This is a genomic window from Streptomyces tanashiensis, assembly GCF_014648895.1.
Classification (GTDB): Bacteria; Actinomycetota; Actinomycetes; order Streptomycetales; family Streptomycetaceae; genus Streptomyces; species Streptomyces tanashiensis.
In genome coordinates this window covers 1-25,199 of sequence record NZ_BMRZ01000008.1, presented here as the reverse complement: position 1 = coordinate 25,199, position 25,199 = coordinate 1, and the positions used below count along the sequence as shown (strand labels likewise).

The 25,199-nt window shown below is 73.3% G+C and carries 24 protein-coding genes; 11 read left to right on the top strand and 13 right to left on the bottom strand.

Annotated features, from left to right (window positions below; translation table 11 throughout):
• Positions 1 to 193 precede the first annotated feature (193 nt).
• Together IE237_RS23325 and IE237_RS23320 are read left to right on the top strand one after the other, a co-directional pair.
• Positions 194 to 1,024, top strand: a complete 831-nt coding sequence (locus IE237_RS23325) for a TIGR02452 family protein (RefSeq protein WP_189804045.1) — start codon at positions 194 to 196, stop codon at positions 1,022 to 1,024.
• A gap of 77 nt (positions 1,025 to 1,101) precedes the next feature.
• Positions 1,102 to 1,272 carry a hypothetical protein gene (locus IE237_RS23320; protein WP_189804044.1) on the top strand — a complete coding sequence of 57 codons (171 nt, stop codon included), beginning with the start codon at positions 1,102 to 1,104 and terminating at the stop codon, positions 1,270 to 1,272.
• 62 nt (positions 1,273 to 1,334) lie between these two features.
• Here IE237_RS23320 and IE237_RS23315 read toward each other — a convergent pair whose 3' ends face one another.
• From IE237_RS23315 to IE237_RS23300, 4 genes are all read right to left on the bottom strand, one after another.
• Complete coding sequence (locus tag IE237_RS23315) at positions 1,335 to 2,756, bottom strand: flotillin family protein (RefSeq protein WP_189804043.1); 1,422 nt, start codon at positions 2,754 to 2,756, stop codon at positions 1,335 to 1,337.
• An 82-nt stretch (positions 2,757 to 2,838) separates the two neighbouring features.
• A complete protein-coding gene (locus IE237_RS23310) occupies positions 2,839 to 3,042 on the bottom strand; it encodes an NfeD C-terminal domain-containing protein (protein WP_403537084.1) in 204 nt (67 codons plus the stop codon).
• Positions 3,043 to 3,083: 41 nt separating this feature from the next.
• Entirely contained in the window at positions 3,084 to 3,791 is a 708-nt protein-coding gene (locus IE237_RS23305; RefSeq protein ID WP_189804041.1) for an alpha/beta fold hydrolase, read from the bottom strand.
• Between the two features lie 78 nt (positions 3,792 to 3,869).
• Positions 3,870 to 5,138: an MFS transporter gene (locus IE237_RS23300; RefSeq protein WP_189804040.1), complete on the bottom strand. Its 1,269-nt coding sequence runs from the start codon at positions 5,136 to 5,138 to the stop codon at positions 3,870 to 3,872.
• Between the two features lie 156 nt (positions 5,139 to 5,294).
• On the opposite strand from IE237_RS23300, the gene IE237_RS23295 reads away from it, so the two are divergent.
• From IE237_RS23295 to IE237_RS23285, 3 genes are all read left to right on the top strand, one after another.
• Positions 5,295 to 6,329: a LacI family DNA-binding transcriptional regulator gene (locus tag IE237_RS23295; protein WP_189804039.1), complete on the top strand. Its 1,035-nt coding sequence runs from the start codon at positions 5,295 to 5,297 to the stop codon at positions 6,327 to 6,329.
• A gap of 125 nt (positions 6,330 to 6,454) precedes the next feature.
• Positions 6,455 to 6,724, top strand: a complete 270-nt coding sequence (locus IE237_RS23290; protein ID WP_189804038.1) for a hypothetical protein — start codon at positions 6,455 to 6,457, stop codon at positions 6,722 to 6,724.
• Between the two features lie 149 nt (positions 6,725 to 6,873).
• Positions 6,874 to 8,061, top strand: coding sequence for a thiolase family protein (locus IE237_RS23285; protein WP_189804037.1), 1,188 nt, complete (start codon positions 6,874 to 6,876; stop codon positions 8,059 to 8,061).
• Positions 8,062 to 8,150: 89 nt separating this feature from the next.
• Here IE237_RS23285 and trxA read toward each other — a convergent pair whose 3' ends face one another.
• Complete coding sequence (trxA, locus tag IE237_RS23280; RefSeq protein WP_189804036.1) at positions 8,151 to 8,516, bottom strand: thioredoxin; 366 nt, start codon at positions 8,514 to 8,516, stop codon at positions 8,151 to 8,153.
• A gap of 113 nt (positions 8,517 to 8,629) precedes the next feature.
• Here trxA and IE237_RS23275 point away from each other — a divergent pair, with 113 nt between their 5' ends.
• Positions 8,630 to 10,072 carry a dihydrolipoyl dehydrogenase family protein gene (locus IE237_RS23275; protein WP_189804035.1) on the top strand — a complete coding sequence of 481 codons (1,443 nt, stop codon included), beginning with the start codon at positions 8,630 to 8,632 and terminating at the stop codon, positions 10,070 to 10,072.
• A gap of 43 nt (positions 10,073 to 10,115) precedes the next feature.
• Here IE237_RS23275 and IE237_RS23270 read toward each other — a convergent pair whose 3' ends face one another.
• Positions 10,116 to 10,754: a TetR/AcrR family transcriptional regulator gene (locus IE237_RS23270; protein ID WP_189804034.1), complete on the bottom strand. Its 639-nt coding sequence runs from the start codon at positions 10,752 to 10,754 to the stop codon at positions 10,116 to 10,118.
• Positions 10,755 to 10,925: 171 nt separating this feature from the next.
• Here IE237_RS23270 and IE237_RS23265 point away from each other — a divergent pair, with 171 nt between their 5' ends.
• Together IE237_RS23265 and IE237_RS23260 are read left to right on the top strand one after the other, a co-directional pair.
• Positions 10,926 to 12,326 (top strand): purine-cytosine permease family protein, encoded by a 1,401-nt coding sequence (locus tag IE237_RS23265; RefSeq protein ID WP_189804033.1) that lies wholly within the window; start codon positions 10,926 to 10,928, stop codon positions 12,324 to 12,326.
• Positions 12,327 to 12,361: 35 nt separating this feature from the next.
• Positions 12,362 to 14,023 (top strand): amidohydrolase, encoded by a 1,662-nt coding sequence (locus tag IE237_RS23260; RefSeq protein ID WP_189804032.1) that lies wholly within the window; start codon positions 12,362 to 12,364, stop codon positions 14,021 to 14,023.
• Positions 14,024 to 14,303: 280 nt separating this feature from the next.
• Here IE237_RS23260 and IE237_RS23255 read toward each other — a convergent pair whose 3' ends face one another.
• The 4 genes from IE237_RS23255 to IE237_RS23240 all read right to left on the bottom strand — a co-directional run bounded on the left by IE237_RS23255 (position 14,304) and on the right by IE237_RS23240 (position 16,974).
• Positions 14,304 to 15,185 (bottom strand): F510_1955 family glycosylhydrolase, encoded by an 882-nt coding sequence (locus IE237_RS23255; RefSeq protein WP_189804031.1) that lies wholly within the window; start codon positions 15,183 to 15,185, stop codon positions 14,304 to 14,306.
• Between the two features lie 121 nt (positions 15,186 to 15,306).
• Positions 15,307 to 15,960, bottom strand: a complete 654-nt coding sequence (locus IE237_RS23250; RefSeq protein WP_189804030.1) for a DUF305 domain-containing protein — start codon at positions 15,958 to 15,960, stop codon at positions 15,307 to 15,309.
• A 108-nt stretch (positions 15,961 to 16,068) separates the two neighbouring features.
• A complete protein-coding gene (locus tag IE237_RS23245) occupies positions 16,069 to 16,443 on the bottom strand; it encodes a DUF6153 family protein (RefSeq protein WP_308433106.1) in 375 nt (124 codons plus the stop codon).
• 186 nt (positions 16,444 to 16,629) lie between these two features.
• Positions 16,630 to 16,974: a tetratricopeptide repeat protein gene (locus IE237_RS23240; protein WP_189804028.1), complete on the bottom strand. Its 345-nt coding sequence runs from the start codon at positions 16,972 to 16,974 to the stop codon at positions 16,630 to 16,632.
• A gap of 103 nt (positions 16,975 to 17,077) precedes the next feature.
• On the opposite strand from IE237_RS23240, the gene IE237_RS23235 reads away from it, so the two are divergent.
• Positions 17,078 to 18,043: a pirin family protein gene (locus IE237_RS23235; protein WP_189804027.1), complete on the top strand. Its 966-nt coding sequence runs from the start codon at positions 17,078 to 17,080 to the stop codon at positions 18,041 to 18,043.
• Between the two features lie 433 nt (positions 18,044 to 18,476).
• Here the strand turns inward: IE237_RS23235 and IE237_RS23230 are convergent, their stop codons facing one another.
• From IE237_RS23230 to IE237_RS23220, 3 genes are all read right to left on the bottom strand, one after another.
• Positions 18,477 to 20,642, bottom strand: a complete 2,166-nt coding sequence (locus IE237_RS23230; protein WP_189804026.1) for an ATP-binding SpoIIE family protein phosphatase — start codon at positions 20,640 to 20,642, stop codon at positions 18,477 to 18,479.
• Between the two features lie 228 nt (positions 20,643 to 20,870).
• Positions 20,871 to 21,971 (bottom strand): substrate-binding domain-containing protein, encoded by a 1,101-nt coding sequence (locus IE237_RS23225; RefSeq protein ID WP_189804025.1) that lies wholly within the window; start codon positions 21,969 to 21,971, stop codon positions 20,871 to 20,873.
• 105 nt (positions 21,972 to 22,076) lie between these two features.
• The gene (locus IE237_RS23220) at positions 22,077 to 22,586 is read right to left on the bottom strand and encodes a MarR family winged helix-turn-helix transcriptional regulator (protein ID WP_189804024.1); all 510 of its coding nucleotides are present in this window, start codon (positions 22,584 to 22,586) and stop codon (positions 22,077 to 22,079) included.
• Positions 22,587 to 22,743: 157 nt separating this feature from the next.
• On the opposite strand from IE237_RS23220, the gene IE237_RS23215 reads away from it, so the two are divergent.
• Both IE237_RS23215 and IE237_RS23210 read left to right on the top strand, forming a co-directional pair.
• Positions 22,744 to 24,582 carry an APC family permease gene (locus IE237_RS23215; RefSeq protein ID WP_189804023.1) on the top strand — a complete coding sequence of 613 codons (1,839 nt, stop codon included), beginning with the start codon at positions 22,744 to 22,746 and terminating at the stop codon, positions 24,580 to 24,582.
• A gap of 111 nt (positions 24,583 to 24,693) precedes the next feature.
• Entirely contained in the window at positions 24,694 to 25,050 is a 357-nt protein-coding gene (locus tag IE237_RS23210) for a DUF4118 domain-containing protein (protein ID WP_189804267.1), read from the top strand.
• The last annotated feature ends 149 nt before the right edge of the window (positions 25,051 to 25,199 follow it).

Here is a 25,199-nt window from a genome sequence, read left to right as displayed (position 1 = left end):
TCGGGGTCCCGCGAGGACCCGTCCCGGTGAGTTGCTGCTTCCACCTAAAGCCACCACCGGGCGGCGTGCAAGAGCGCCCCCGACGGCCCGCACGCGCCCCCTGTGCCCCCACCCGTCCAAAATTCCCCGCAGCCCCGGCAACCCACGGAAAACCCTTTGTCCCCACCGGAACGAAACGATCATGCTGAGGGGCATGAGTGCACGACTGCGCGAGATCGCGCGGCGGACCGAGGAGATCGTCGCGGCGGGCCACTACCGCGCCCCCGACGGCCGGACGGTCTCCCTGATCGAGGACCTGGCCGCGGCCCTGTCCGGAACCCGCCTCCACGGCCCCGAACCCGTCCCGGTCACCCCGGACACCGACCGCACGCCCACCCTCACCGTCACCCCCGAGAGCAGCCTCGCGGCGGCCCGCCGGATGACCGCGGCCGACACCACCCGCCCGGTCGCCGTCCTCAACTTCGCCTCGGCCCGCAACCCGGGCGGCGGCTACCTCAACGGCGCCCAGGCCCAGGAGGAGGCCCTCTGCCGGGCCTCCGCCCTCCACGCCACCCTGCTGCGCGCCCCCGCCTACTACGCCCACCACCGCGCCGAGAGGGACGCCCTCTACACCGATCGGGTCATCCACTCGCCCCGGGTCCCCGTCTTCCGCGACGACCGGGGCACCCTGCTCGCCGAGCCCTTCACGGTCGGCTTCCTCACCTCCCCCGCGCCCAACGCGGGCGTCGTCCGCCGCAACACCCCCGAGCTCGCCGACCGCCTGCCCGCCGCCCTCGCCTCCCGCGCCGAACGCGTCCTGGAGACGGCCGCCGCAGCCGGATACCGCCGGCTCGTCCTGGGCGCCTGGGGCTGCGGAGTCTTCCGGAACGACCCGGCCGAGGTCGCCGGCGCCTTCAAGGCGCTCCTCACGGGCGAGGGCCGCTTCGCCGGCCACTTCGAGGAGATCGTCTTCGCCGTCCTGGACCGCGCCTCCGGCACACCCACGCTCGCCGCCTTCGAGCGGGTCCTCGGCGACCCGCTCTGACATGCGGGTCTTCTGCCCCCGTGCAAGGCTGAGGGGATACGGACCACCGTCCGACACCCGTCACGGGAGGCACGATCGTGGGCAAGAAACAGACCCGGACGAACCGGGGAGCCCGTACCGGCGGCCATGAGCACCGTACCGACGCGGCGGCGAAGGAGAAGAGCGCGCCGGCCCCCACGAGAGAGGCACCGATGCCCCTCGTCGAGCACGCGTCCCACCGCAAGGAGCGCAAGTTCGGCCACAACTGACGCCGAGCGCATCACACGAAAGGGCCCGGTGCCGTGGTGGCACCGGGCCCTCGCGCGTGCGGTCACTCCCCGTCGCCGACCGGGATCTCCACGCTCCCTTCCGAGCGCTGGGCCGGCGGAACCGGCAGAGCCGCCCCGCCCAGCTTCTCCTGGGCGGCCGGGCTCATCGTGGCGAGGAGCTGCCGGGCCAGACCGAGTCCCGTACCGCCCATGGTCAGCGCCTTGGCGAACACGTCCGCCATGCCGTCGGCGCCGTTGAGCAGCACCATCTGGTCGACGTTCCCGAAGGCGGAGGCACCCGCGGACACGATCTCCGGCCACTTCTCGGCCAGCTGCTGGGCGACCACGGCCTCCTGGTTCTCCGCGAGCGCCGCCGCACGGGCCTTGATCGCCTCGGCCTCCGCCAGACCCTTCGCGCGCGTGGCCTCGGCGATCGCGAGGCCCTTGGCGTGCTGCGCCGCCGCCTCCGCCTCACCGGTGAGCCGGGTCGCCGTGGCCTTGGCCGCGCTCGCCAGCTCCGTCTCCTTCGCCTCGGCCTCGGCGGCCGAGATCCGGGCGTCACGCTCGGCCGCGGCCAGCGTCCGGGTCTCGTACGCCATCGCGTCGGCCGGCTTGCGGACCTCCGCCTGGAGCTGCTGCTCCTTGCGGTGACCCTCCAGTTCGGCGACCCGGGTCTCCTGGACGACGACCTCCTGGCGCGAGGCGGCGTCGGCCAGCGGGCCGGCCTGCCGGGCCCGCGCGGAGGCCTGGTCCCGCTCGGCCTGGTAGCCCGCCTGGAGGATCTCGCTGTCGCGGGTCGCCTCCGACATCCGCGCCGCGGCCTGCTGCTCGGCCTCGGTCGCCCGCCGGTTCGCCTCGGCCTGCGCGATCCGCGCGTCCCGCTGGACGGCGGCCGCGTGCGGAGCGGCCAGGTTCTTGATGTACCCGGTCGGGTCCTCGATCTCGTGGATCTGCAGCGAGTCGACGATCAGACCGAGCTTCTCCATCTCCGTGCCACAGGCCGACCGCGCCTGCCCGGTCAGCTTCTCCCGGTCACGGATCATGTCCTCCACGGTCAACCCGCCGACGATGGCGCGGAGATGACCGGCGAAGACGATGTGCACCCGCTCCGACATCAGCTTCTGCTGGTCGAGGAAGCGGCGGGCGGCGTTGGCGATCGACACGAAGTCGTCGCCGACCTTGAAGATCACCACACCGCGGACCTTGAGCGGAATGCCCTGGTGGGTGACGCACTCGACGGACAGCTGCGTCTCGTTGAGGTCCAGCGAGAGCTTCCGCACCGCCTGGACGCCGGGGAGCACGAGGGTGCCGCGACCGGTGACGATGCGGAACCCCATGCCCGCGCCGAGGCCCTCGTTCTTGTGGTTGGAACCGGAGATGATCAGCGCCTCGTTGGGTTCCGCGACGCGCCACATCATTTTGAACACACCGATCAGAACGGCGAGCGCGCCGACGACGACGCCCGCCAGAATGCCGATGCCCATGGACAAGGTCCCCCTTCACCGGAGCCGAGCGGACCCGGTGAAGGGAGTGTGCGCCTGTGGCGGGCGCCACTCAACGGTTCGGTCAACTGTCGTACGCGGCTGTGACATAGACGGTGCGTGGAGGGAGATGTTCCATGACCATCACGACCGTGCCGACCTCGATCCGCTCCTTCGGGGAGGCGGGATGCGCGAGGAAGTGCTCGGCTCCGCCGCGGATCCGGACGATCACCTCGCCGACGAGGCCGGGGCCGACGGTGCCGGTCACCCGGCCGAGCAGTCCCACCATCGAGCTGTCCATCGACGCTTCGTCCATGGCTGAACGGTACGTCAGATCCAGCCCTCCAGGGCGGACATGAACCCGTCGAAGTCGTCCCGGTGGATCGTGTGCCCCGCCCCCTTCACCGTACGGAGCTCGAATCCGCGGTCCGCCAGCATCCGGGCGTGCTCCGGCCGGACCAGCGTGCTCGGATCGGCGAGGGTGACGAGGGAGGGCACCACGGGCCGGGCCGGCCACATGTCGGCGCCCACGAACGCCGTCAGGCCGTGCGCCGTCCGCTCGTCCCAGTCCCGTACCGACGCCATCTCCACGTCGACGTCCTCGTCCGGCCAGTGCGGGTTGAACCCCTTGATCTGCTCCCGGGTCATCGACTTGCCCCGGACGAACAGCTCGGCCCGGTAGCCGCAGGGACCGGCCGCCAGGTGCCAGGCCGGGTCGGAGTACACCGCACGGGCCGGCGCCAGGCGCTCCACCGCCCGGGCGAGCACGAGCCCGCCGAGCGAGTGCCCGATCGCCAACTCCGCCCCGGAGGGCAGGGATTCGGCGAGGTCGTCCGCGTGGTCCTCCGGGCCGTACGCCTCCGGGCCCGCGGCCCGGTCGCTCGCCCCGTGTCCCCGCAGGTCCACGGCGATCACCCGGTAGCCGCGCTCCGCGAGCGCCGGTGCGACCCGGCGCCAGGTGCGGTGGTCGGCCATGATGCCGTGGACGAGCAGGGCCGTCCGGTCGCCGGATCCCCACGTGGTGGTGTGCAGGCGCACGGTGCCGCCTTTCCTGCGGTGCTCGGCGGGCGCCGACTTGGGCCGGCACCCGCTGCGTACGGTGCGCGGCCGACGGGGTCAGCGCACGCTGCGGATGGGGCGCACGGCCAGCGCGCCGAGTACCGACAGTACGGCCGCGACCAGGAAGAGCGCCGTGTATCCGCCACTCAGCGAGACGACGAGGGAGGCCACGAAGGGGGCGACGATCTGCGGGCCGGCGTTGGCGACGTTGAGGACGCCCATGTCCCGGGCCGCGTCCTCGGCCTTGGGCAGCACCATGGTCACCAGGGCGGTGTCGACGGCCATGTAGCAGCCGAAGCCGAGGCCGTTGACGACGGAGAAGGCCAGCATCGCGGGCCAGCTCGTCGAGACGGCCGGGATGAGCAGCGCGGCGGCGGCGAGCACGGCGGAGGCGCCGACGAAGAGCTTGCGGCGGTCGAACCGGTCCGAGAGCCAGCCGCCGAGGACGGTGGAGACGACCATGGCGACGGAGTTGACCGGCATGAGGATCGCCACGGCCTCCTCGGGGCTCAGCCCGGCGGGCAGGTCGGTGTGGTCCTTGAGGATGTACAGCTGGAAGCCCGCCACGGCGAAGTAGCCGAGGACGAGCAGGGCGCGGCCGATGAAGGCCCAGCGGAAGTCGTGGTCCTTGAGGGCGCTGCCGAAGGCCGCGATCTGCTCCTTGACCGGCAGCGGCGCCTTCGGCGCCATCCGCTCCTCGCGGGCGCAGGCGGTGAACAGCACGGCGGTGGCGGCGACGATCGCGCCGAAGACGAGGTAGCCGGTGCGGTAGTGGTCGGAGAAGGCCGCGCCGACGAGGGCGCCGATCGTGGAGCCGATGGGGAGGCCGAGGCCGACGGCGGCCGAGGCCTTGCCCCGCGCGGCCAGGGGGACCCGGTCGGGGACCACGGAGGTGATGGCCGCCTGGTAGATGTTCATGACGGCCTGCCCCAGACACCAGGCGATGGTGACCAGCAGGATCGTGTGGACGCTGCCGAGGAGCAGCATCACGGGCAGGGCGAGCAGGCCGCCGGCGAGGATCCACGGGTTCCGCCGGCCCGAGCGGTCCGAGAGGGCGCCCGCGACCGGGTTGAAGACGGTGGCGAAGATCGCGGATATCCCGGAGACGAGGCCGAAGTTCGCCACCTTGTCGGCGGGGTCGATGTCCTCGATCTGGAGCGCGAGGAGCATGCCGGGGACGCCGATGTACAGCGCGTACATCGCGGTGTTGCCGGCGAGCAGCAGGGTCAGCAGGCCGCGCGTGGGCCGGGGGGCCGCGGGGGAGCCGGGGACGGCGGTGCCGGGGGCGCCCGTGTCGGAGCCGGTCCCGGGGGAGGAAAGGGCCACTTTGCCCTCCTGAGGAGATCGCCCGAAAAGGGGGCGAGGAACGGATGGAACAAGGGGGGTGACACGTGTCAGTGGCACGTGTGAGCATTGTGTAGCACCCAAATCCGGCCATCCGCCAGACCCTGCGCCGGATTGTTCTGGAAAGATGCCGGATCGATGAGTCAGCCAACCGAACAGTCCCCCGAACGCCCCTCCGGGCGTGCGGTCCCGACCAGCGCCGATGTCGCGCGGCTCGCGGGCGTCTCCCGGGCCACCGTCTCGTACGTCCTGAACAACACCTCGGCCGTCCGCATCAGCGAGCCCACCAGGCAGCGGGTGCGCGAGGCGGCGGAGGAGCTGGGCTACGTGCCGCACGCCGCCGCGCGCAGCCTGCGCGCGGGCCACAGCCGCATGGTGCTGCTCCCGACCTCGCACGTCCCGGTCGGGCCGCTGTACAGCCAGTTCTTCAACGACTTCCAGTGGGCCCTGCGCCGCCTCGACTACACGGTCGTCCAGTACGGCAGCGTCGGCCTGGAGGCCGAGGAGGCCGCCCGCGCCTGGGCCGAGCTGCGGCCGGTGGCCGTGGTCTCCCTCGGCGAGGTCGAGCTCACCGGGCAGGGGGTCGAGATCCTGAAGCGGTCCGGGGCCCGCGCCGTGATCACCCTCGGCACCCAGCGCGTCGAGGGCACCCACGCCCTCGTCATGGACCAGGGACGCGTCGGCGAGGTGGCCACCGAGCACCTCCTCGCGACCGGCCGGCGCCGGATCGGCGTCGTCGTGCCCGAGGAGCCGGGCCTCACCATGTTCTCCGGGCCCCGCCTCGACGGCGCGCGCCGCGCGGCCGAGGGCGCCGGCGCCACCGTCGTCCCCCTGCCGCTGCGGTACGAGGAGGAGTCGGCCGACGCGCTCGCCGCGCGGTGGCGCGAGCTGGGCCTCGACGGCGTCTTCGCGTACAACGACGAGTACGCGATGCTCCTGATGCGGTCGCTCCAGGACGCCGGGATCTCCATCCCCGGGGAGACCGCCGTCATCGGCGCCGACGACCTGCTCCTGGGCCGGCTGCTGCGGCCCCGGCTGAGCACCGTACGGATCGACATGGTGGTCGGCCGCGAGCTGGCGGAGCTGGTCGACCGCGCCGTACGGGAACCGGGCGCCGCGCCCCTCACCCGCGACCTGCTGGACTCGCGGGTCGTCCGGCGGGAGTCCAGCTGAGCGCGGGACGCGCCGCCGGCAGGAGCGGGAGCGGCGTCGCCCGGCAGGACGGGAGCGGCGTCGCCCGGTAGGACGGGAGCCGGCGTCGCCCGGCGGGAGCCCGGCCGAGCGCTTAGCTTCGGTGCATGAGCACAGTTCCGAAGCGGTTCGAGATCCTGCTGGTGCCCGCGCACGTCGAGGACCGCGGCGGTGCCACCGTCGCGGACAGCGCCGTCCGCTCGGCCGTCGTCGAGGCCACCGGACGGCACGGCGAGTCGGGTTATCCGATCTACGAGGGACACGGCATCCGCGCCGACATCGACCCCGAGACGGGCACCGTCGAGGCGCTGCTCGTCGACGGCCGGGAGCTGGACTACGGCCTCACTGCCCTGGTCCGCCTCGCCGCGCCAGGCTGACCTTCCCACGTGTCCGGAACCGGCGGTACGTCCCGAAACAGCCCGTTGACATGGCGGGCCGCCCGGCAGAGACTCTCCGCGCCCCATCGGGCGAAGATTGTTTCACCAGGCGAACAGAGTCGTTCCGCCGGTCACGTGGGAGAGAACCGATGAGCATCCGCGACGTCTACATCGTCGACGCCGTCCGCACCCCGATCGGGAAGTTCGGGGGTGCCCTCGCCTCCGTGCGCCCCGACGACCTCGCGGCGCACGTCGTCCGCGCGCTCGTCGACCGCTCGCCCGCGCTCGACCCCGCGCGCGTGGACGACGTCTACTTCGGCGACGCCAACGGCGCGGGCGAGGACAACCGCGACGTCGCGCGCATGGCCGTCCTCCTCGCCGGACTGCCCGTCACCGTCCCCGGCGTCACCGTCAACCGCCTCTGCGGCTCCGGCCTGGAGGCCGTGATCCAGGCGGCCCGCGCCATCGCCCTCGGCGACGCCTCCGTGGCGATCGCGGGCGGCGTCGAGTCGATGTCCCGCGCCCCCTGGGTGCTGCAGAAGCCCGAGCGGGCCTTCCCCGCCGGCCACCAGCAGCTCCACTCCACGACCCTCGGCTGGCGCATGACGAACCCGAGGATGCCCGCCGAGTGGACGGTCGCGCTGGGCGAGGGCGCGGAGCTCGTCGCCGACCGGCACGGCATCACCCGCGAACAGCAGGACGCCTTCGCCCTCGCCAGCCACCAGAAGGCCGCCGAGGCCTGGGCGAAGGGGCTGTACGACGACGAGGTCGTCCCGTACGCGGGCGTGGACCTCACCCGCGACGAGTGCATCCGCGACACGACGTCCATGGAGGCCCTCGCCAAGCTCAAGCCCGCCTTCCGCCCCGACGGCGGCACCGTCACCCCGGGCAACTCCTCGCCGCTCAACGACGGCGCGGCCGCCCTGCTCCTCGTCGACGAGGAGGGACTGCGCGAGACCGGCCGCGAACCGCTCGCCCGGATCCGCACCTCCGCCGTCACCGGGATCGAGCCCCAGCTCTTCGGCCTCGGCCCCGTCGCGGCGGTGCGCCGGGCCCTGGAGAAGGCCGGGCGCTCCTTCGCGGACCTGACGACCTTCGAGCTCAACGAGGCCTTCGCGGCCCAGGCGCTCGGCTGCCTCGCGGAATGGCCGGAACTCGACCCCAAGATCGTGAATCCTCGCGGCGGGGCGGTCGCGATCGGGCACCCGCTGGGCGCGTCCGGTGCGCGCCTGGCCGGCTCGGTGGCGCACCAGCTCGCGGCCGCCGGCTCCGGAACGGGCCTCGCGGCGCTCTGCATCGGCGTCGGCCAGGGCCTCGCGCTGGTCCTGGAGCGGTGACGCCGGCGCCGGAGCGGTGAGGGCGACGAGCCCGCGGACATGACGCGAGGGGGGTACGGGAGGTTCTCCCGTACCCCCCTCGCGGTGGGTCACTTCGCCTGCGCGTCCGCGATGGACTTGCGGACCTCGTCCATGTCCAGCTTGCGGGCCTGCCCGATGACGTCCTCCAGGGCGGCCTCCGGCAGGGCGCCGGGCTGCGCGAACACGGCCACGTTGTCGCGGACGATCATCAGGGTCGGGATCGAGCGGATCTCGAACGCCGCCGCGAGCTCCTGCTGCGCCTCGGTGTCGACCTTCGCGAAGACGAGGTCCTGGTGGCGCTCGGACGCGGCCTCGAAGACCGGGGCGAACTGACGGCAGGGACCGCACCAGGAAGCCCAGAAGTCGATCAGGACGAAGTCGCCTCCGCTCACGATCTCGTCGAAGTTGTCCTTGGTGAGCTCTACGGTGCTCATGCTGCCTGCCTTTCGGTCTCCTGGCGGTGTCCTCACGGTCCCCTGGGGACTCGCCCGGCACAACGGCGTATCGAGCCGCGCTATTCCGCACCGCTGCCACCAGACTGGGACCCATGACACGAACGGTGGAAGACGAGCACGGCTACGACGTGGTGGTGATCGGCGCGGGCCCCGTCGGCGAGAACGTCGTCGACCGGGTGCGGGCGGGCGGCCTCACCGCGGCGATCGTCGAGAGCGAACTGATCGGCGGCGAGTGCTCGTACTGGGCGTGCATGCCCAGCAAGGCACTGCTGCGCCCCGCGATCGCCCGCTCCGACGCCCGCAAGGTCGCCGGGCTGCGCGAGTCGGTCTACGGGCCGCTGGACGCGATGGAGGTCTTCACCCACCGGGACGACGTCGTCGGCCACTGGAAGGACGACGGCCAGATCGACTGGCTGGACTCGATCGGCGTCCGGGTCCTCCGGGGCCACGGCCGGCTCCTCGGGCCGCGCCGGGTCGAGGTCACGAGCCCCGAGGGCGAGCGTCATGTGCTCACCGCCCGGCACGCCGTCGTCGTCTGCACCGGCACCCGCGCCCTCCTCCCGGAGCTGCCGGGACTGCCCGGGGCGCACCCCTGGACCAGCCGCGAGGCGACCAGCGCCGACCGGGTGCCCGAGCGGCTCGTCGTGGTCGGCGGGGGAGTGGTGGGCGTGGAGATGGCCACCGCCTGGCAGGCGCTGGGCGCGAAGGTGACCCTGCTCGTACGGGGCGGAGGGCTGCTGCCGCGCATGGAGCCGTTCCTCGGCGAGCACGTGGCCGCCGCGCTCGTCACGCGCGGCGCCGACATCCGTACCGGCGCGGCGGTGAGCGCGGTGGTACGGGACGGGGGAACCGGGCCGGTCACCGTGGTCCTGGAGGGCGGCGACCACGTCGAGGGCGACGAGGTGCTCTTCGCGACCGGCCGGAGGCCGCGCACCGAGGACATCGGCCTGGAGACGGTCGGCCTGACCCCGGGCTCCTGGCTCGACGTCGACGACAGCCTCCGGGTCACCGGAACCGACTGGCTCTACGCCGTCGGCGACGTCAACCACCGTGCGCTCATGACCCATCAGGGCAAGTACCAGGCACGGATCGCGGGCGCCGCGATCGCCGCCCGCGCGCACGGCGACGACTCCCTGGACGCCGGACGGTGGGGCGCGCACGCGGCCACCGCCGACCACGCCGCCGTGCCGCAGGTCGTCTTCAGCGACCCCGAGGCGGCCTCCGTCGGGCTCACGCTCGCGGAGGCGGAGCGGGCCGGCCACCGGGTGCGGGCCGTGGACCTCGACATGCGGCAGGTCGCCGGTGCCGACCTGTACGCCCAGGGGTACCGGGGGCACGCCCGGATGGTCGTGGACCTGGAGCGGGAGGTGGTCCTCGGCGCCGCCTTCGTCGGGCCCGGCATCGGAGAGCTCCTCCATTCGGCGACGGTCGCCGTCGTCGGCGAGGTGCCGATCGCGCGTCTGTGGCACGCCGTCCCCGCGTATCCGACGCTGAGCGAGGCGTGGCTGCGTCTCCTGGAGGCCTATCGGGGCTGATGTCCTGTCACCCTCCTTGCGGTGGAGGGAGAGTGATGCGAGGTCACATCCCCTTGCCCGCTGAGGAGTCGTCCTCCTCGTACGGAGGGATCAGGGCGCGCGCCGCCGAGCGTGCGGTCTCCAGGGCGGGCCGGGGATCCGGCCCCGTCTCCTGGCCGAGGACGACCCGGGTGCTCAACCCGTCGAGCAGGGCCAGGAGTTCCGAGGCGCGGGCGCCGGCGTCCAGTGGGGCGAAACGCCGGCGCGCCGCGCCCGCCGCGAGCAGGGCCTCCAGATCCTCCTGCCAGCCCGTGTCCAGTTCGGCCTGCGCCTCGCGGAGTGCGGCGTTGCCGGGGGTGCGGGCCCAGAGCTCGATCCACAGGGTCCAGCGCGGATCGCGCGGGCCGCGCGGGAGGTAGAGCCGCAGGAAGAGGTCGAGCTTGCGCTCGGCCGTGATCCGCCGGGCGAGCAGCGCGCGCCGCTCCTCGGCGAGCGCGGCCTCGCTCCACCGGAGGGCGGCGAGCAGCAGCAGGTCCTTGCTGCCGAAGTAGTAGAGGATGTGGCCGCCGCTGGTGCCGAGCCGCTCCGCGAGAGCCGACATGGTGAGAGTGGCGAGGCCGTTCTCGGCGATCGCCGCCATGGCCTCCTCCAGCATCCGCTCCTGGGTGACGTGTCCGTCCCGCCGTCGTGCCGCGCCTGCCACCGCCGCCGTCCCCGTCCTGTACGTCGCGGGTCCACCGCGCCCTCTGCCTGCGGGATCGACCTTAACCGCAACCTCCGAAGGTCTTGACGTGGCCCGAACCCATCGCACATCTTGAATGCCGTTCTAAAACTTAGAACAGCATTCAAGATCGATCCACGACAGGAGCGCGATGTGCTCGAACGCGAGACGGCGCCCGTGACCACGGGCCGGACTGCGACCGACGAGGTCTTCCAGGTCGAGGAGCACGGCATCGACCCCATCCCCGACGCCGAGCGGCACGGCGGGGCCAAGGACGTCTTCTGGCTCTGGTTCGGCTCGAACCTCACCTTCACCTACGTCATCAACGGCGCCCTCGCCGTCGCCTTCGGGCTCTCCTTCTGGCAGGCCACCGCCGTCGTCGTGATCGGCGGCCTCTCCTTCCTCGCCATCGGCGCGGCCGGACTCAGCGGAGTGCGCACCGGAACCGCCACCCTCGTGATCTCGCGCGCCGCCTTCGGCCGACGCGGCAACTGGCCCGCCGGCCTGCTGAACTGGATCGTCAGCATCGGCTACACCATCGTCAACACCGTGGTGGGCACCCTCGCCCTCGAAGCCTTCTTCGCCGACCTCGGCTGGCACGGCGGACCCGCCGCCCGCGCCCTCGCGCTCGCCGTCACCCTCGCGCTGACCTTCGCCGTCGCCCTCTGGGGCCACGCCACCGTCCAGTTCGCCGAGCGCTGGATGGCCTACGTCCTCGCCGTCGGCTTCGCCGCCCTGCTCGTCCTCGTCCTGCCGGGCACCGACACCGCGGCCCCCGCCGCCGCGCCCGGCGCCTCCGGCTGGAGCCTCGCCTTCGTCGTCATGCTCGCCGGGCCCTTCTCGTACCTCCCCATGCCCGCCGACTACACCCGCTATCTGCCGCGCACCACCAGCCTCAAGGCCCTCACCTGGAGCGGCGCCCTCGGCGGCTTCGTCTCCTCCGTCGCCCTCGGCGTCGCCGGCGTGGCCGCCGCGACCCAGGTCGACATGACCGACGCCGTCGCGGGCACCGAGAGCCTCCTCCCCGGCTGGTTCCAGCCCCTCTTCCTCGCCCTGGTCCTCGGCGGCTCCGTCACCAACTCGATCATCACGCTCTACTCGTCGAGCCTGAACCTCCAGGTCCTCGGCATCCCCTGGAGCCGCGCCCGCGCCATCGTCATCAGCGCCGCCGTCACCGCCGTCGGCTCCCTCGGCGCGCTCTTCCTCACCGACTTCACCACCTCCCTCCTCTCCTTCCTCTCCCTCCTGATCATCGTCTTCGCCCCCTGGGGCGGGGTCTTCCTCGCCGACATGGTCCTGCGCCGCTGCACCTACGACTCCGCCGGACTGCACGCGGACACCGGCGGCGCCTACTGGTACCGCTCGGGCTGGCACCCGGCCGGCCTGACCGCGCTCCTCGCCGGCCTCCTCTTCTCCGCGCTCACCTGCGACTCCGAGCTGTGGACCGGCCCCCTCGTCGCCCCGCTCGGCGGCGCGGACCTCACGCTCCTCGGCGCGCTCGTCTCCGCCCTGGTGTACGTGCTCCTCGCCCGCGGGCGCGTCACCCCCGTTTAGTAACCCCCCCTCGTACGACACCGGAGTCCCACCCCATGAACCGCACCGCCCCCGCCGACCTCGTCCTCACCGGGGCCCGCATCCACACCGTCGACCCGGCGCTCCCCGAGGCCCAGGCCCTCGCCGTCCGCGCCGGCCGGATCGTCTGGATCGGCCCCGACGCCGAGGCGGCCGACTGGACGGGCCCCGACACCCGGATCCTCGACGCCGGCGGGCGACTCGTCCTGCCCGGCTTCGTCGACGCCCACAACCACGTGCGCCTCGGCTCCGACGACGCCTGCGTCCAGCTCGCCGGAGCCCGCACCCTCGACGCGATCCACGAGCGCATCCGTACCTGGCACGAGGCCCACCCCGACGCCGCGTGGATCGAGGCCGAGGCCTTCGACTACTCCGCGATACCCGACGGGCGGATGCCCACCGCCGCCGACCTCGACCCGGCCACCGGGAACACCCCCGCCCTCGTCCTCAGCTACGACGTCCACACCGCCTGGCTCAACACCGCGGCCCTCCGCGCGCTCGGCGTCGACCGCGACCACACCGAGCTGCCCTTCGGGCGGGCCGTCACCGACCCCGCCACCGGCGAGCCCACCGGATTCGTCAAGGACTTCGCGATCAAGGGCCTCTCCCGCGAGGGCCACCGCGCCCTGCGCGAGCTCGGCCTCCCCTGGGCCTCGCCCGACCGCCAGTACGGACGGCTCGCCAAGAGCCTGGACGACGCCATCGGCTACGGCATCACCACCGTCGTGGAGCCGCAGAACTCCCTCGACGACCTCGCCCTCTTCGAGCGCGCCCGCCACGAGGGCCGGCTGCGCTCCCGGATCGTCGCCGCGCTCTTCCACCCGCGCGGCACCACCGAGGCGGACCTGGACGCCTTCGAGGCCGCGGCCGACGAGTACGCCGACGACCGGCTGCGGGTGGGCCCGCTCAAGCTGTACATCGACGACGTCGTCGAGCCCCGCACCGCCGCCCTCCTCGAGCCGTACGCCGGATGCTCCCACCACCGCGGCGACACCTTCTACCCGCCCGAGGAGTTCGCCGAGCTGCTCACCCGGCTCGACGCGCGCGGCTTCCAGTGCTTCGTCCACGCCACCGGGGACCGGGGCATCCGCACCGTCCTCGACGCCGTCGAACGGGCCCGCGCCGTCAACGGGCCGCGCGACGCCCGCCACCAGGTCGTCCACGTCGAGTGCCTCGACCCCGCCGACACCCCGCGCTTCGCCGCGCTCGGCGTCGTCGCCTGCATGCAGCCCCGGCACGCCGCCCCCGACATCGCCGGACCCGGCCAGGACTGGGCCGAGAACGTCGGCCCCGAGCGCTGGCACAAGGCCTGGCCGCTGCGCAGCCTGCACGCGGCCGGCGCGGTCCTCGCCCTCTCCAGCGACTGGAACGTCGCCGAGATGGACCCGATGGTCGGCATCCACGCCGCCGTCACCCGCCGCCCGCCCGGCGGCGGCGAGGCCTGGACGGCGGGCGAGACGATCGACGTCGCCACCGCCGTCGAGGGCTACACGATGGGCTCGGCCTACGCCAACTTCCTGGAGCACGAACGGGGCTCCCTGACGGTGGGCAAGCTGGCCGACTTCGTCGTCCTCTCCCGCGACATCCTGCGGATCGCCCCCGAGGAGATCCCGGGCACGGTGGCGGAGACGGTCGTGGTCGGCGGCGAGGTGGTCGTGGACCGAGGGCGGGGAGCCTAGGGAGCAGGCTGGGGCGCGCTGGCCTGTCGGCCGGGGGCATAGGGATTCGGCCGGGGCACCTCGGCCAGTCGGTCGGGAGCCTGGGGAGCTGGCCCGGGCGCGCTGGCCTGTCGGCCGGGGGCCTGGGGAGCCGGCCGGGGCGCGCTGGCCTGTCGGCCGGGAGCGTGGGGAGCCGGCCCGGGCGCCCCGGCCTGCCGGCCGGGGCGCCCAGGGCAGCCGGTAGGGGCCCGGCTGCCGAGCCACGCCCGCCGGCTCGCCGGTCAGCGCCCGCAGGTTCCGCTCAGTGGCCGCCGTCCCCGGACTCCGCCGCCATGCGCCGGTCGAAGCGGCGGCCCCCGTCACGGGACTCGTACACCCCGTCCTGCGTCGCGACGAGCAGGCGGCCGGCGTCCACGGCTGTGAGCGCCTGCGGGGCGCCGCCCGGCACGGTGCCGACCCGTGTCCAGGAGGTTCCCCCGCCCGTCCCCCGGAAGAGGACGCCGTCCGGGTCGATGCCGAAGAGTGCGTCGGGGGCGGCCCAGGAGACGTACGCGAGGACCCGCCCGGAGACCGGGGCGAAGGTCCGGCCGCCGTCCGTGGAGCGGACCACGCCGGTCTCGGTGGTGGCGAGGACGGTGTCCGGGGCGGTGGGGGAGACGGCGATGTCGAGGGCGCGCAGCGCGGCGCGGTCGTCCCAGGTGACGCCGTCGGGGCTGACCCGCAGCAGACCTGCGGCGCTGTCGTAGCCGTAGACGGTGGCGTCGGACGCGGTGTCGAGGGCGTGGAAGTCGACCTTCCCCGCCAGGGACTTCTCCCGCCAGGTGCGGCCGGCGTCCGTGGACGCGATGAGTCCGAGGTCGGCGGGGCGGTCGTCGCCGGGTGCAGGGTGCCCGCTGGCGAGGAAGTCGCCCCCGGCGGTGACCGTGAACCCCATGAAGTCGTCGCGGCGGTCGCCGACGAGGGCCGGTCGCCCGTCGGCGTCCGGGCTGTGGATGCCCTGGTGGGTGGCCACGTAGAGGGTGTCGCCACGCAGTCCGAGGCCGTGGATGTGGCTGAGGGTCGATCCGGCGTCGTCGGCGGGTGCCGGGTCCCCGGCGGAGCAGGCGGTGAGGGTCAGGGCGAGGGCGGCGGCGAGGGCGGCGCCGAGAGGTGCGGCCGAGCGGCCGGAGAAGTACGTCTTCATCGTTCTTTCGCCAGGGGTACGGGAGTCCCCGGGGCACGGCGGCGGGGGCGGCCCGTCCCCGGGAGGGACGGGCCGCCCGTGACGCACGCGCGCGCGTGGCCGGGGGAGGGGAAGGAATGACTCAGAGCCGGTCGAGGATCGTCCGCAGCTGGGCGACCTCGGCGGACTGGGTCCGCACGACGTCGTCGGCGAGCTTCCTGGCCGTGGCGTTGCGGCCGTTCTTCTGCTCGTCCTTCGCCATGGCGACGGCGCCGTCGTGGTGGGCGATCATCAGCTCGGCGAAGGTGCGGTCGAAGGCCTTGCCCTTGGCGGCGGCGAGGTCCTGCATGTCCTGGTCGGACATCATCCCGGACATGCCGTGTCCGGAGCCGTGGGCGGCGGACTCGGGCTTGCCCCAGCCCTTCAGCCAGGCCTTCATCTTCTGGATCTCCGGGTCCTGGGCCCGCTCGATGGCGGCGACCAGCTTCTTGACCTCGGGGTCCTCGGCCCGGCCGTCGGCGAGCTTCGCCATCTCCAGGGCCTGCTGGTGGTGGGGGATCATCATCTGCGCGAACATGACGTCCGCGTCGTTGAAGGCGCCCGGCGCTCCGGCCTCGGCGCCGGCCCCCGGCGTGGTGGTGGCGGAGGGGGACACGGTGACCGACGTGGAGGCGCCGCCGTGGTCCATCCCGCTCGTGCCGTCCTCGGCGCCGCAGGCGGCGAGCAGGAGGGCGGTGGCGGTGACGGCGCCCGCGAGGGCGGACTTCCGGGCGGTGCGGTGGGTGAAGGCACGCATGTGGGTGATACCTCGTGTGCTGTTCGTACGTACGGAGTACGCGTACGGAAAGGGGCAGGCCGATGCGTTCACGGGCAGCGCGGGGCGCTCCCGCGGTGGCGGTACGGCCTAGATCCGCAGGACGGACAGCTGGGCGAGGTCGGGGGGCCGGCGCGGCGGGGCGTGCGGGCCGAGCGCGGGCGTGAGCCGCGCGAGGAGGAGGGCGAGCCAGTCGGGGCGGCGTCCGAGCGCGGCCCGGACGAGTCCCGCGAGGAGCCAGACGCCGAGGACCGCCACGCAGAGCGTGGTCATGTCCATCCCCGTACCCGGTTCGTGCCGGACGTCGGAGTCCCCGCCGTCGTGCGGGGCGGCGGCGTGCGCCGCGGCGCCGTGGTGCGCGGCGGCAGCGGTGCCCGTGCCGCCGCCGGAGCCCTCGGGGTGGCCGACGGCGTGCATGAGGAACACCCCGAGCGCGAGCACGACGACGAGCAGGAGGTGCGCCACGGCACCTCCCGCCCGTCCACCGCGTTCCGCTCGGTGTGTACGCACAGTCATGACCTCCCGGCGGCGAATATACCGTGTGGGGGTATCAGTCGCGCGTCAGGACGGGGCCGGGGCGGCGCCGGGGCGACGTCGGGGCAGGGTCACGACATAGGCCGGGTCAGGCTCCGGCCGGTACGGGGTCCGGGGTCAGGACAGGGTCTCGCCCGTCATGGCGGCGGCCATCCGCAGGTGCGGCGCGGCCTCGTCCGGCCGGCCCTGGCGCTCCAGGGTGCGGCCGAGCATCAGCCGGGCGTAGTGCTCGACCGGGTCGCGCTCCAGGACGGCGCGCAGCTCGGTCTCGGCCTGCGAGAGCCGCGCGGAGTGGTAGTAGGCGCGGGCGAGGAGGAGCCGCTGGGCCGTCTGGTCCGGGTGCTCGGCGACGAGGCCGCGCAGGAGGCGGACGGCTGTTCCGTACTCCTTCGCCTCGAAGAACAGCTGAGCGCGGTCCCAGCGTTCCCCGGCCGTTCCGAACTCGTAGTACGTGTCGCTCACTTGCCCGCCCTTTCCAGAGCTCCGGATCTGCCACCCTGTGGGGTGGTCGACCAGGTCAACACCGCCAGTTGGTTGAACATTCCACTAAGGATGGTTGAGTGACATGAGCAATCTCGATCGTCAGGCCGCGCTGACCGTGTGCGGCGGCCGCGGCTTCGTCGTCGCCGAACCGGTACGGGAGCTGCTCAGCCCCCGCCGCGTCCAGCTCGGCGAGTCGACCGAGGTCCGCAGACTGCTCCCGAACCTGGGCCGGCGCATGGTCGGAGCCTGGGCCTTCGTCGACCACTACGGACCCGACGACATCGCAGACGAGCCCGGCATGCAGGTCCCGCCACATCCGCACATGGGCCTGCAGACCGTCAGCTGGCTCCACGAGGGCGAGGTGCTGCACCGCGACTCCACGGGCGGGCTGCAGACGATCCGCCCGCGCGAACTGGGCCTCATGACCTCCGGCCGGGCGATCTCCCACTCGGAGGAGAGCCCCCGGCCGCACGCCCGCTTCCTGCACGGCGCACAGCTCTGGGTCGCCCTCCCCGACGCCCACCGGCACGTCGCACCGCACTTCGAGCACCATGCCGAACTGCCCCGGGTCACCGCGCCCGGCCTGACGGCCACGGTGATCCTCGGCGCGCTCGACGGAGCCGCCTCGCCGGGCACCACGTACACCCCGCTCGTCGGCGCCGACCTCGCTCTCACGGCGGGCGCCGAGACGAGCCTGCCGCTGGATCCCGACTTCGAGTACGCGGTCCTCGCCATGTCGGGCGAGGCCCACGTCGACGGCGTCCCCGTACTGCCCGGCTCCATGCTCTACCTCGGCTGCGGCCGCACCGAGCTCCCCCTCCGGGCCGCGACGGACGCGGGCCTGATGCTCCTCGGCGGCGAGCCCTTCGAGGAGGAGATCGTCATGTGGTGGAACTTCGTGGGCCGCACGGACGAGGAGATCCGCACGGCCCGCGAGGACTGGATGAAGGGCGACCGCTTCGGCGAGGTCAAGGGCTACGACGGCGACCGCCTCGACGCCCCGGAGGTCCCCCCGACCCCGCTCAAGGCCCGGGGGCGCGTGCGCTGATCCGGTGCTTCTCCTCCGGGCCGATGTGACGCCGATGCCGCTCTGCACGTCGTCGGGGGTGTGGCCGGGGAAGGCGCCCCAGCCGGCGGTCGCCGTCAGACAGCCGACTGCGGTCCAGGCGTTCAGCGCGATCGTGCCGTGGCGGAGCTCGGCGATCGCCTCGTCGAGCGCGGGCCTGAGGGCGGAGACGGTGCGCGGATGCGCGATCAGGTTCGTGCTGCCGATGCGTTCCGCGTCGGCGTACGACGCGAGGGCGCCGGCCACCCCGTCGTCGCTGCCCGGGTAGCAGGCGGGGCGCGCGGGGGCGTCGGACGGCGCCGCGCGCAGGTGGGCCAGGAACCGGTCCTTCTGCGTCCAGTCCCCGCTGACCACGACGACCTGGCTCGCGACGCAGTTGTAGCCGCCGTTGTGCGGCTTCTGGGTGGCGACGTGTTCAGTGCGACAGGGCCTGCTCGGCCCAGATGACCTTTCCCTCGCGGCTGTGCCGCGTGCCCCAGCGCTCGGCGAGCTGGGCGACGAGAAGCAGGCCGCGGCCTCCCTCGTCGAAGGTGCGGGCCCGGCGCAGGTGCGGCGAGGTGCTGCTCGCGTCGAAGACCTCGCAGGTCAGGGAGGACTGACGGATGAGACGGAGCCGGACGGGGCTCTTGCCGTAGCGGATCGCGTTCGTCACGAGCTCGCTGACCACGAGTTCGGTACTGAAGGCCAGCTCTTCGAGTCCCCAGGCGGACAGCGTCTCGGAGGTGAACCGGCGGGCCCCGGAGACGGCCGCCGGGTCGGACGGGAGGTCGAGGGTGGCGACGTGCCCCGGGTCGAGCGCCAGGGTGCGCGCCACCAGCAGGGCGACGTCGTCGGCGGGGCGGCCGGACAGCAGCGCGGCGAGGAGCCGGTCGCAGACCTCGTCCGGCGTCCCCGGCGCCCGGGCGAGGAGCTCGCACAGGAGGGTGCGGGCGGCGTCCACGTCCTGGGTCCGCCGCTCGATGAGGCCGTCGGTGTACAGGGCGAGCAGGCTGCCTTCCGCCAGTTCGAACTGTGCCGTCTCGAAGGGGAGTCCGCCGAGGCCGAGCGGTGGTCCGATGGGCATGTCGAGGAACTCGGCCGACCGCGGGGCCGTGTCGCCGTCGTCGGATCCGGCCGCCGGAGCGGGCGTGGCCAGGGCTGGCAGGACGTGCCCCGCGCTGGCCAGGGAGCAGATCCGGGAGACCGGGTCGTAGACCGCGTAGAGGCAGGTGGCGCCCAGCTCGCCGTCCTCGCGTGCCTCCTCGCGCTGCAGCCGGATGACCACGTCGTCGAGGTGGGTGAGCAGCTCGTCGGGCATCAGGTCGATGTCGGCGAAGGCGCGGACGGCCGTCCGCAGACGGCCCATGGTGGCGGCGGCGTGGAGCCCCCGGCCGACGACGTCCCCCACGACGAGCGCGACCCGGGCCCCGGACAGGGGGATGAGGTCGTACCAGTCGCCGCCCACGCCCGCGAGGGAACCGCTCGGCAGGTATCGGGAGGCCGCCACGACGGCGGACTGTTCCACCGGGCGGGGCGGCAGCAGGCTGCGCTGGAGGGCGAGCGCCGTGGAACGTTCGTGCGTGTACCGGCGGGCGTTGTCGACGGACACGGCCGCCCTGGCCGCGATCTCCTGGGCGAGGAGGAGGTCGTCCTCGTCGAAGGGCGCCGCGCTCTCGTCGCGGAAGAACTGGGCCAGGCCCAGGGTGTCGCCGCGGGCCACCAGGGGGAGCAGCAGGGCCGAGGTGAAGCGGAGGGGCTCCCGGTCCGGGGTCGGCGGCCACCAGTCGGGGGTGTCGGACGCCGCGGCGTGGTGAAGCAGGGGGTGTCCCGTGGCCAGCGCGTGAGCCGGCTCCGAGTCCACCGGATACGTGTGCGTCCGGCGCCGGTCGGTGGGTGGGGCGGCGGAGTCGTCGCCCGCTGCGGACCGCTGGGCGACGCGTCGCAGCGGCGGCGGATCCGACGGCGTCCGCGCCTCCTCGCCGCCGAGGGCGGAGTCGAGGAGGTCGACGGTGACGAGGGCGGCGAAGCCGGTGGTGCCGACGTCCGCCAGCTCCTGGGCGGTGCGGCCGACGTCGAGCGTGGTGCCGATCCGCCGCCCGGCCTCGTTCGTGAGGGTGAGCCGGTGCTGGAGCCGGCGGTCGCGCTCCTCCTGGTACGCCGCGACGACGTGCTCGGAGCCCCGGTCCACGTAGGCGAACCCGTCCTCCAGCAGTCGCATCGTCGCCGCGTCGATCAGTTCCCGGTCCTCGGTGAGCCGGGGGATCTCCGCCTGGAGCAGCTGGAGCATGGTGAGGTGGCCGAGCCGGTAGGCGCGCAGGAGCGAACTGATCGGCACCCCGCTCCGGGCGTACCGGCGTGCGACCTCCACGGCCTGGGGCAGCGCCGTGAAATCGCCCGCGTCGGCGCCGTGTTCGAGCACGTCCAGGAACGCGGCGACGTGTCCGGCCGTCTCCTCGGCCACGAGGGCGGTGATGTCCTCCTCGAGTGACGGCTCGGGAACCTCGTCGCGTATGCGACGCAGCAAGACGTCGGCCGACTGGTTCGTCCGCGGCCTGAACTCCCGAGCCACACGAGCCAGGAACGCGTCGACATCGGTCCCCATAGGGAAATTGTGCGGACGAGGGCGGACGCCTGCCACCGGGGGCGGTTGACGGTGTCCGGGCGAGCCGATGACACAGCGTAAGCGCCGGACTCGGTCACCGTACCAATTCGACTGTCTGGACTCTTGTCGCTGTCTGCATGCAGCACTTCTACTCAGTCATGCGACTGACTTACCCGGAAGGGGCGCGAGAAGAGTGACGTTGCGTCCAGGACACGCCCGTCCCGCCGGTCAGCCCCGGACGTTCAGGGCGGGACGCAGCATGAGGTGGTGCGCCGGCCGGTCGGGGTCCTCCAGTCTCCTGACGAGCAGTTCCACGGCCTCGGCGCCCACCGCGCGGCGGGGCGGCGCGACGGCGGTGAGCGGGGGGTCGGCGAGGGCGGCCAGCTCGTCGTCGTAGGTGACGACGGCCAGGTCGTCGGGGACGCGGATCCCGGAGGCCTGGAGCCGGCTCACCAGCGGCAGCGCGATCGAGTCGTTGTGGACCAGGACCGCGTCGACCTGGCCGCTCTTCACGCAGCGCACCAGCTGGGCGCACTTGTCGTCGAGGTCCGCGGGGTCGTTCTCCGAGAGGACGCTGGGGACCTCGGACGAGCGGGGCTCCAGGTTCAGCGCGGCCAGGGCCTGCCGGTACCCGGTCTCCAGCATGGGGGAGGTCAGGGTGGCGAACTGCAGCAGCGCGATGCGCTCGCGGCCCATGGCGGTCAGATGGCGCAGGGCGAGGTACGCGCCGAACTCGTGGTTGGTGGCGACGTGTTCGACGGCGCCCGTGTCGAATCCGACACGGCGCTCGGCGAGGACGACGGGGACCGGAAGCTCCCTCAGCCAGGCCTCGGTGGCGGGCGAGGTGCGGGGGTCCTCGGCCGTCGTCAGGAGCAGTCCGTCGACGCCCGACCGCAGCATCCTGGTCACCAGGGCCTTCTCGGCGAAGGCGTTCTGGGACACCTCCACGCTGAGCGTCGCGCCGAACGACTCCGCGGCGGCCTTCGCGCCGCTGACGACCTCCGGGTAGTAGTACGACGAGTGCGGGACCACCATGCCCAGGCTGTACGTCCGGGCGGGCTGCCGCGCCGCGCGCCCGTCCGACGGCTCCTCGGCCGACGCGAGGGCTCCGCCGGAGGCCGGCCCCGAGAGGCTGTCCTCCGACCGCTCGGAGGGCCACGCCACCCCGCCGTGGACGCGGGTGACCTTGCCGCGCCGCGCCAGCTCGCGCACGTCGCCGCGCACGGTGACGGCCGCGACGTTCAGCTCCTCTGCGAGCTCGCTGATCCTGACCGAGCCCCGCTCCCGCACCGCATCGACGATCGCGCGCTGCCGGTCCTCCGCAAGCATTCCGTGCTCCCCTCCGCCCCTCGGGTGTCAAACGATATCAGTCCTGGGGTCGCGGTGGTGCGGGGTGAAAGTCTCGACGGTCTTCACTTGATATCGAACCTCGCGTTACGGGGCTCCCCTCTCGCCCTCGACGTTGGCGACCATCGTGCGGAGCACCTTCAGCGCGGCCACGTACTCCTCGTCGCTGATGCCCCTGTGGACCACGGCCCGCAACCCGGTCACCATCGCGCGCAGCCGTACCCGGGCCGCCTCCCCCGCTTCGGTGAGGTGGAGGCGCTCCTCGGCGTCGATGCGAAGCCAGCCCCGGTGGTTCAGCTGGTCGACGACCCGGGACATCTCGTGCGGTCCGTCGGCGAGGGGGGTCAGCTGGGCCACCACCTCCGCCCGGGTCGGGGCCGCGGGCCCGCCGTCGACGCGGTTGAGCACCCAGTACTGCGGCTGGGTCACGTCGATCCTGGCCATGGCGTCCCGCAGATGCCGGGTGACCGTCGTGTGGGCGAGCCCGCTCCAGTAGCCGATCGGCTGGGTGGCGAGCATGTCGTCCGTGGCGGAGGGGTCGGCCGGTGCCTGGTCGGTGGGGCTGCCGGCCGAGGGATTCGTGATCGCGTTTTCCATGATCACGACGGTACCTCCGGGCGTGGCACGAGGCCGCTCGCGTCAAGAAGGCGTGAGGGGACGGGTGCCCGGCGCCAAGAAGGCGCAAGGAAGTCCGGGAACCACGCCGGCCGGGGGAGAGCCTGAGCGGACCTGAGTACGAAGGAGACCACCCCGCATGTCCGCTCTGACCATCGAGAACGGGGCCACGCCCGCCGTCGGGGAGCCCCCGGACACCGGCGCGCGCCACAAGCTGACGGCCGTCACCGGGCTTGCCGCGCTGTCGCTCGACGCGATGGCCTCGGTCGCGTACGGCCCCGAGGCCATCGTGCTCGTCCTCGCGGCGGCAGGCGGCTACGGCCTCGGTTTCACGCTCCCGGTCACGCTGGCCATCGCCGGTCTGCTGGCCGTCCTGGTCGCCTCGTACCGGCAGGTCATCGCGGCGTTCCCGGACGGCGGCGGCTCCTACGCGGTCGCCAGGGCGCACCTGGGCCGCCGGACGAGCCTCGTGGCCGCCGGCTCCCTGGTCCTGGACTACGTCCTGAACGTGGCGGTGGCCGTGACGGCCGGTGTCGCCGCCCTCACCTCGGCGTTCCCCGAGCTCTACGGGGACCGCCTGTGGATCTGCCTGGCCGTGCTCGTGCTCATCACGGGAGTGAACCTGCGCGGGATCGTCGACTCGGCACGCGCGTTCATCCTCCCGACCGCCGTCTTCATCGGCGCGATCCTCGTACTGATCGTCGTCGGCCTCTTCCGCGACGCACCGGTCTCCACGGCCGCCTCCGACGGCCACGCCTCCGTCCTCGCCGACAACGCCACCACCGTGGGCGCCCTGCTCCTCCTCAGGGCCTTCGCCTCCGGCTGCTCCGCGCTCACCGGTGTGGAGGCGATAGCGAACGCGGTGCCGTCGTTCCGTGCCCCCGCCGCCAGACGGGCCATGCGCGCCGAGGTCGCGCTGGGCGCGCTGCTCGGCGTGATGCTGATCGGCCTGTCCGTGCTGATCTCCCGCTTCGGGCTCCAGCCGGTCGAGGGCGTCACCGTCCTCGCGCAGCTGGCCGACGCCTCCCTCGGCCACAACTGGGCCTTCTACGTCATCCAGTTCGCCACGATGGTGCTGCTCGCGCTGTCCGCGAACACCTCCTTCGGCGGCCTGCCCGTCCTGCTGAAGCTCCTCGCCCGCGACAACTATCTGCCGCACGTCTTCGGCCTGAAGGCGGACCGCCAGGTCCACCGCCACGGCGTCGTCTGGCTCGCCGTCGTCTCCGCCGGACTGCTGGTCTTCTCCGGCGGTGACACCAACACGCTCGTCCCGCTCTTCGCGATCGGCGTCTTCGTCGGCTTCACGATCGCCCAGACCGGCATGGTCCTCCACTGGCGCCGCGAACGCGGACCCAAGTGGATGGCGAAGTCCGTGCTCAACGGTCTCGGTGCCGTCCTCACCGGTGTCTCCGCGGTCGTCGTGACGGCCACCAAGTTCCACGACGGCGCGTGGCTGATCGTCATCGCCCTCCCGGTCCTGGTTTTTGCCTTCGAAGCCGTGCACCGCGCGTACGGGAAGATCGGCGAGCGCCTCGGCGTCGGCCGGATCCCCGAGCCCCCGCACCGCGAACGCTCCCTCGTCCTCGTCCCCGTCTCCTCCCTCACCCGCGTCACCAGCGAGGCCCTGACCGCCGCCGTCTCCCTCGGTGACGAGGTCCGCGCCCTCACCGTCTGCCACCCCGACCTCGAGGACCAGGAGGCCACCGAGGCCCTCGAACGCGACTGGGCCCTGTGGAACCCCGGCGTTCCTCTCGTACGGCTCCCCTCCGAGCGCCGCTCCCTCGGCCGGCCCATCACGGTGTACGTGCGCGACCTGGGAACGACCGAACCCGGCACCCGGGTCACCGTCCTCATCCCGGAGGCCGAACCCGAGCGCCTCTGGCAGCGCGCCCTGCAGAACCAGCGCGGCGCGGTCGTCGCCCACGCCGTCCGCCGCGACACGAACGCCGTCGTCTGCCGGCTCCGCTTCCGCTGCTGACCGCGACCGCCCCTTCAGGGTCTGTCGTCAGAGATCCGTCAAGGACTCCTCCGCCCGGTGCCCTCCACGCCGCACCGGGCGGAGGCTTGACGTGTCGGGGGCAGAGAGGGACTGGCGTTCGGCAACCGCTTCGCCGGCGCGCTCGCCGCCCTGTCGGCCGCCGCGTGGTTCGACTTGTTCCACACCGAGCCGTACCAGAGCTTCCACATCCAGGACCGCGCCGACGTCGAGATCGCCGTCCTGCTCCTCGCGGTCGGCCTGATGGTCTCCCAACTGGCGGCACACGGACGGACGATGAAGCGGGTCGCGGTCACGGACGCCACCCATCTGGAGCGGCTGCACGGCACCACCCGCCTGGCCCGCTCCGCCACCTCCTCCGACGACGTCGGCCTGGTCGCCGCCGATCTGGCCGCTCAGGCAGCCTCGGTGCTGGACGACGGCGCGGTCGGCGCGGCCCCGAGGCCGTGAACGCGAAGGGGGCGGCGTATGCCGACGTGGGTGTCGGGGGTACGCCGCCCATCCGCTCAGGACGCCGACTGGGGGACTGGGGGACTGGGGGGGCGGGGGTGGGTTAGAGGCTGCGGGCGGTGATGTCGCCGTAGGCGGTGGTGGCGCGG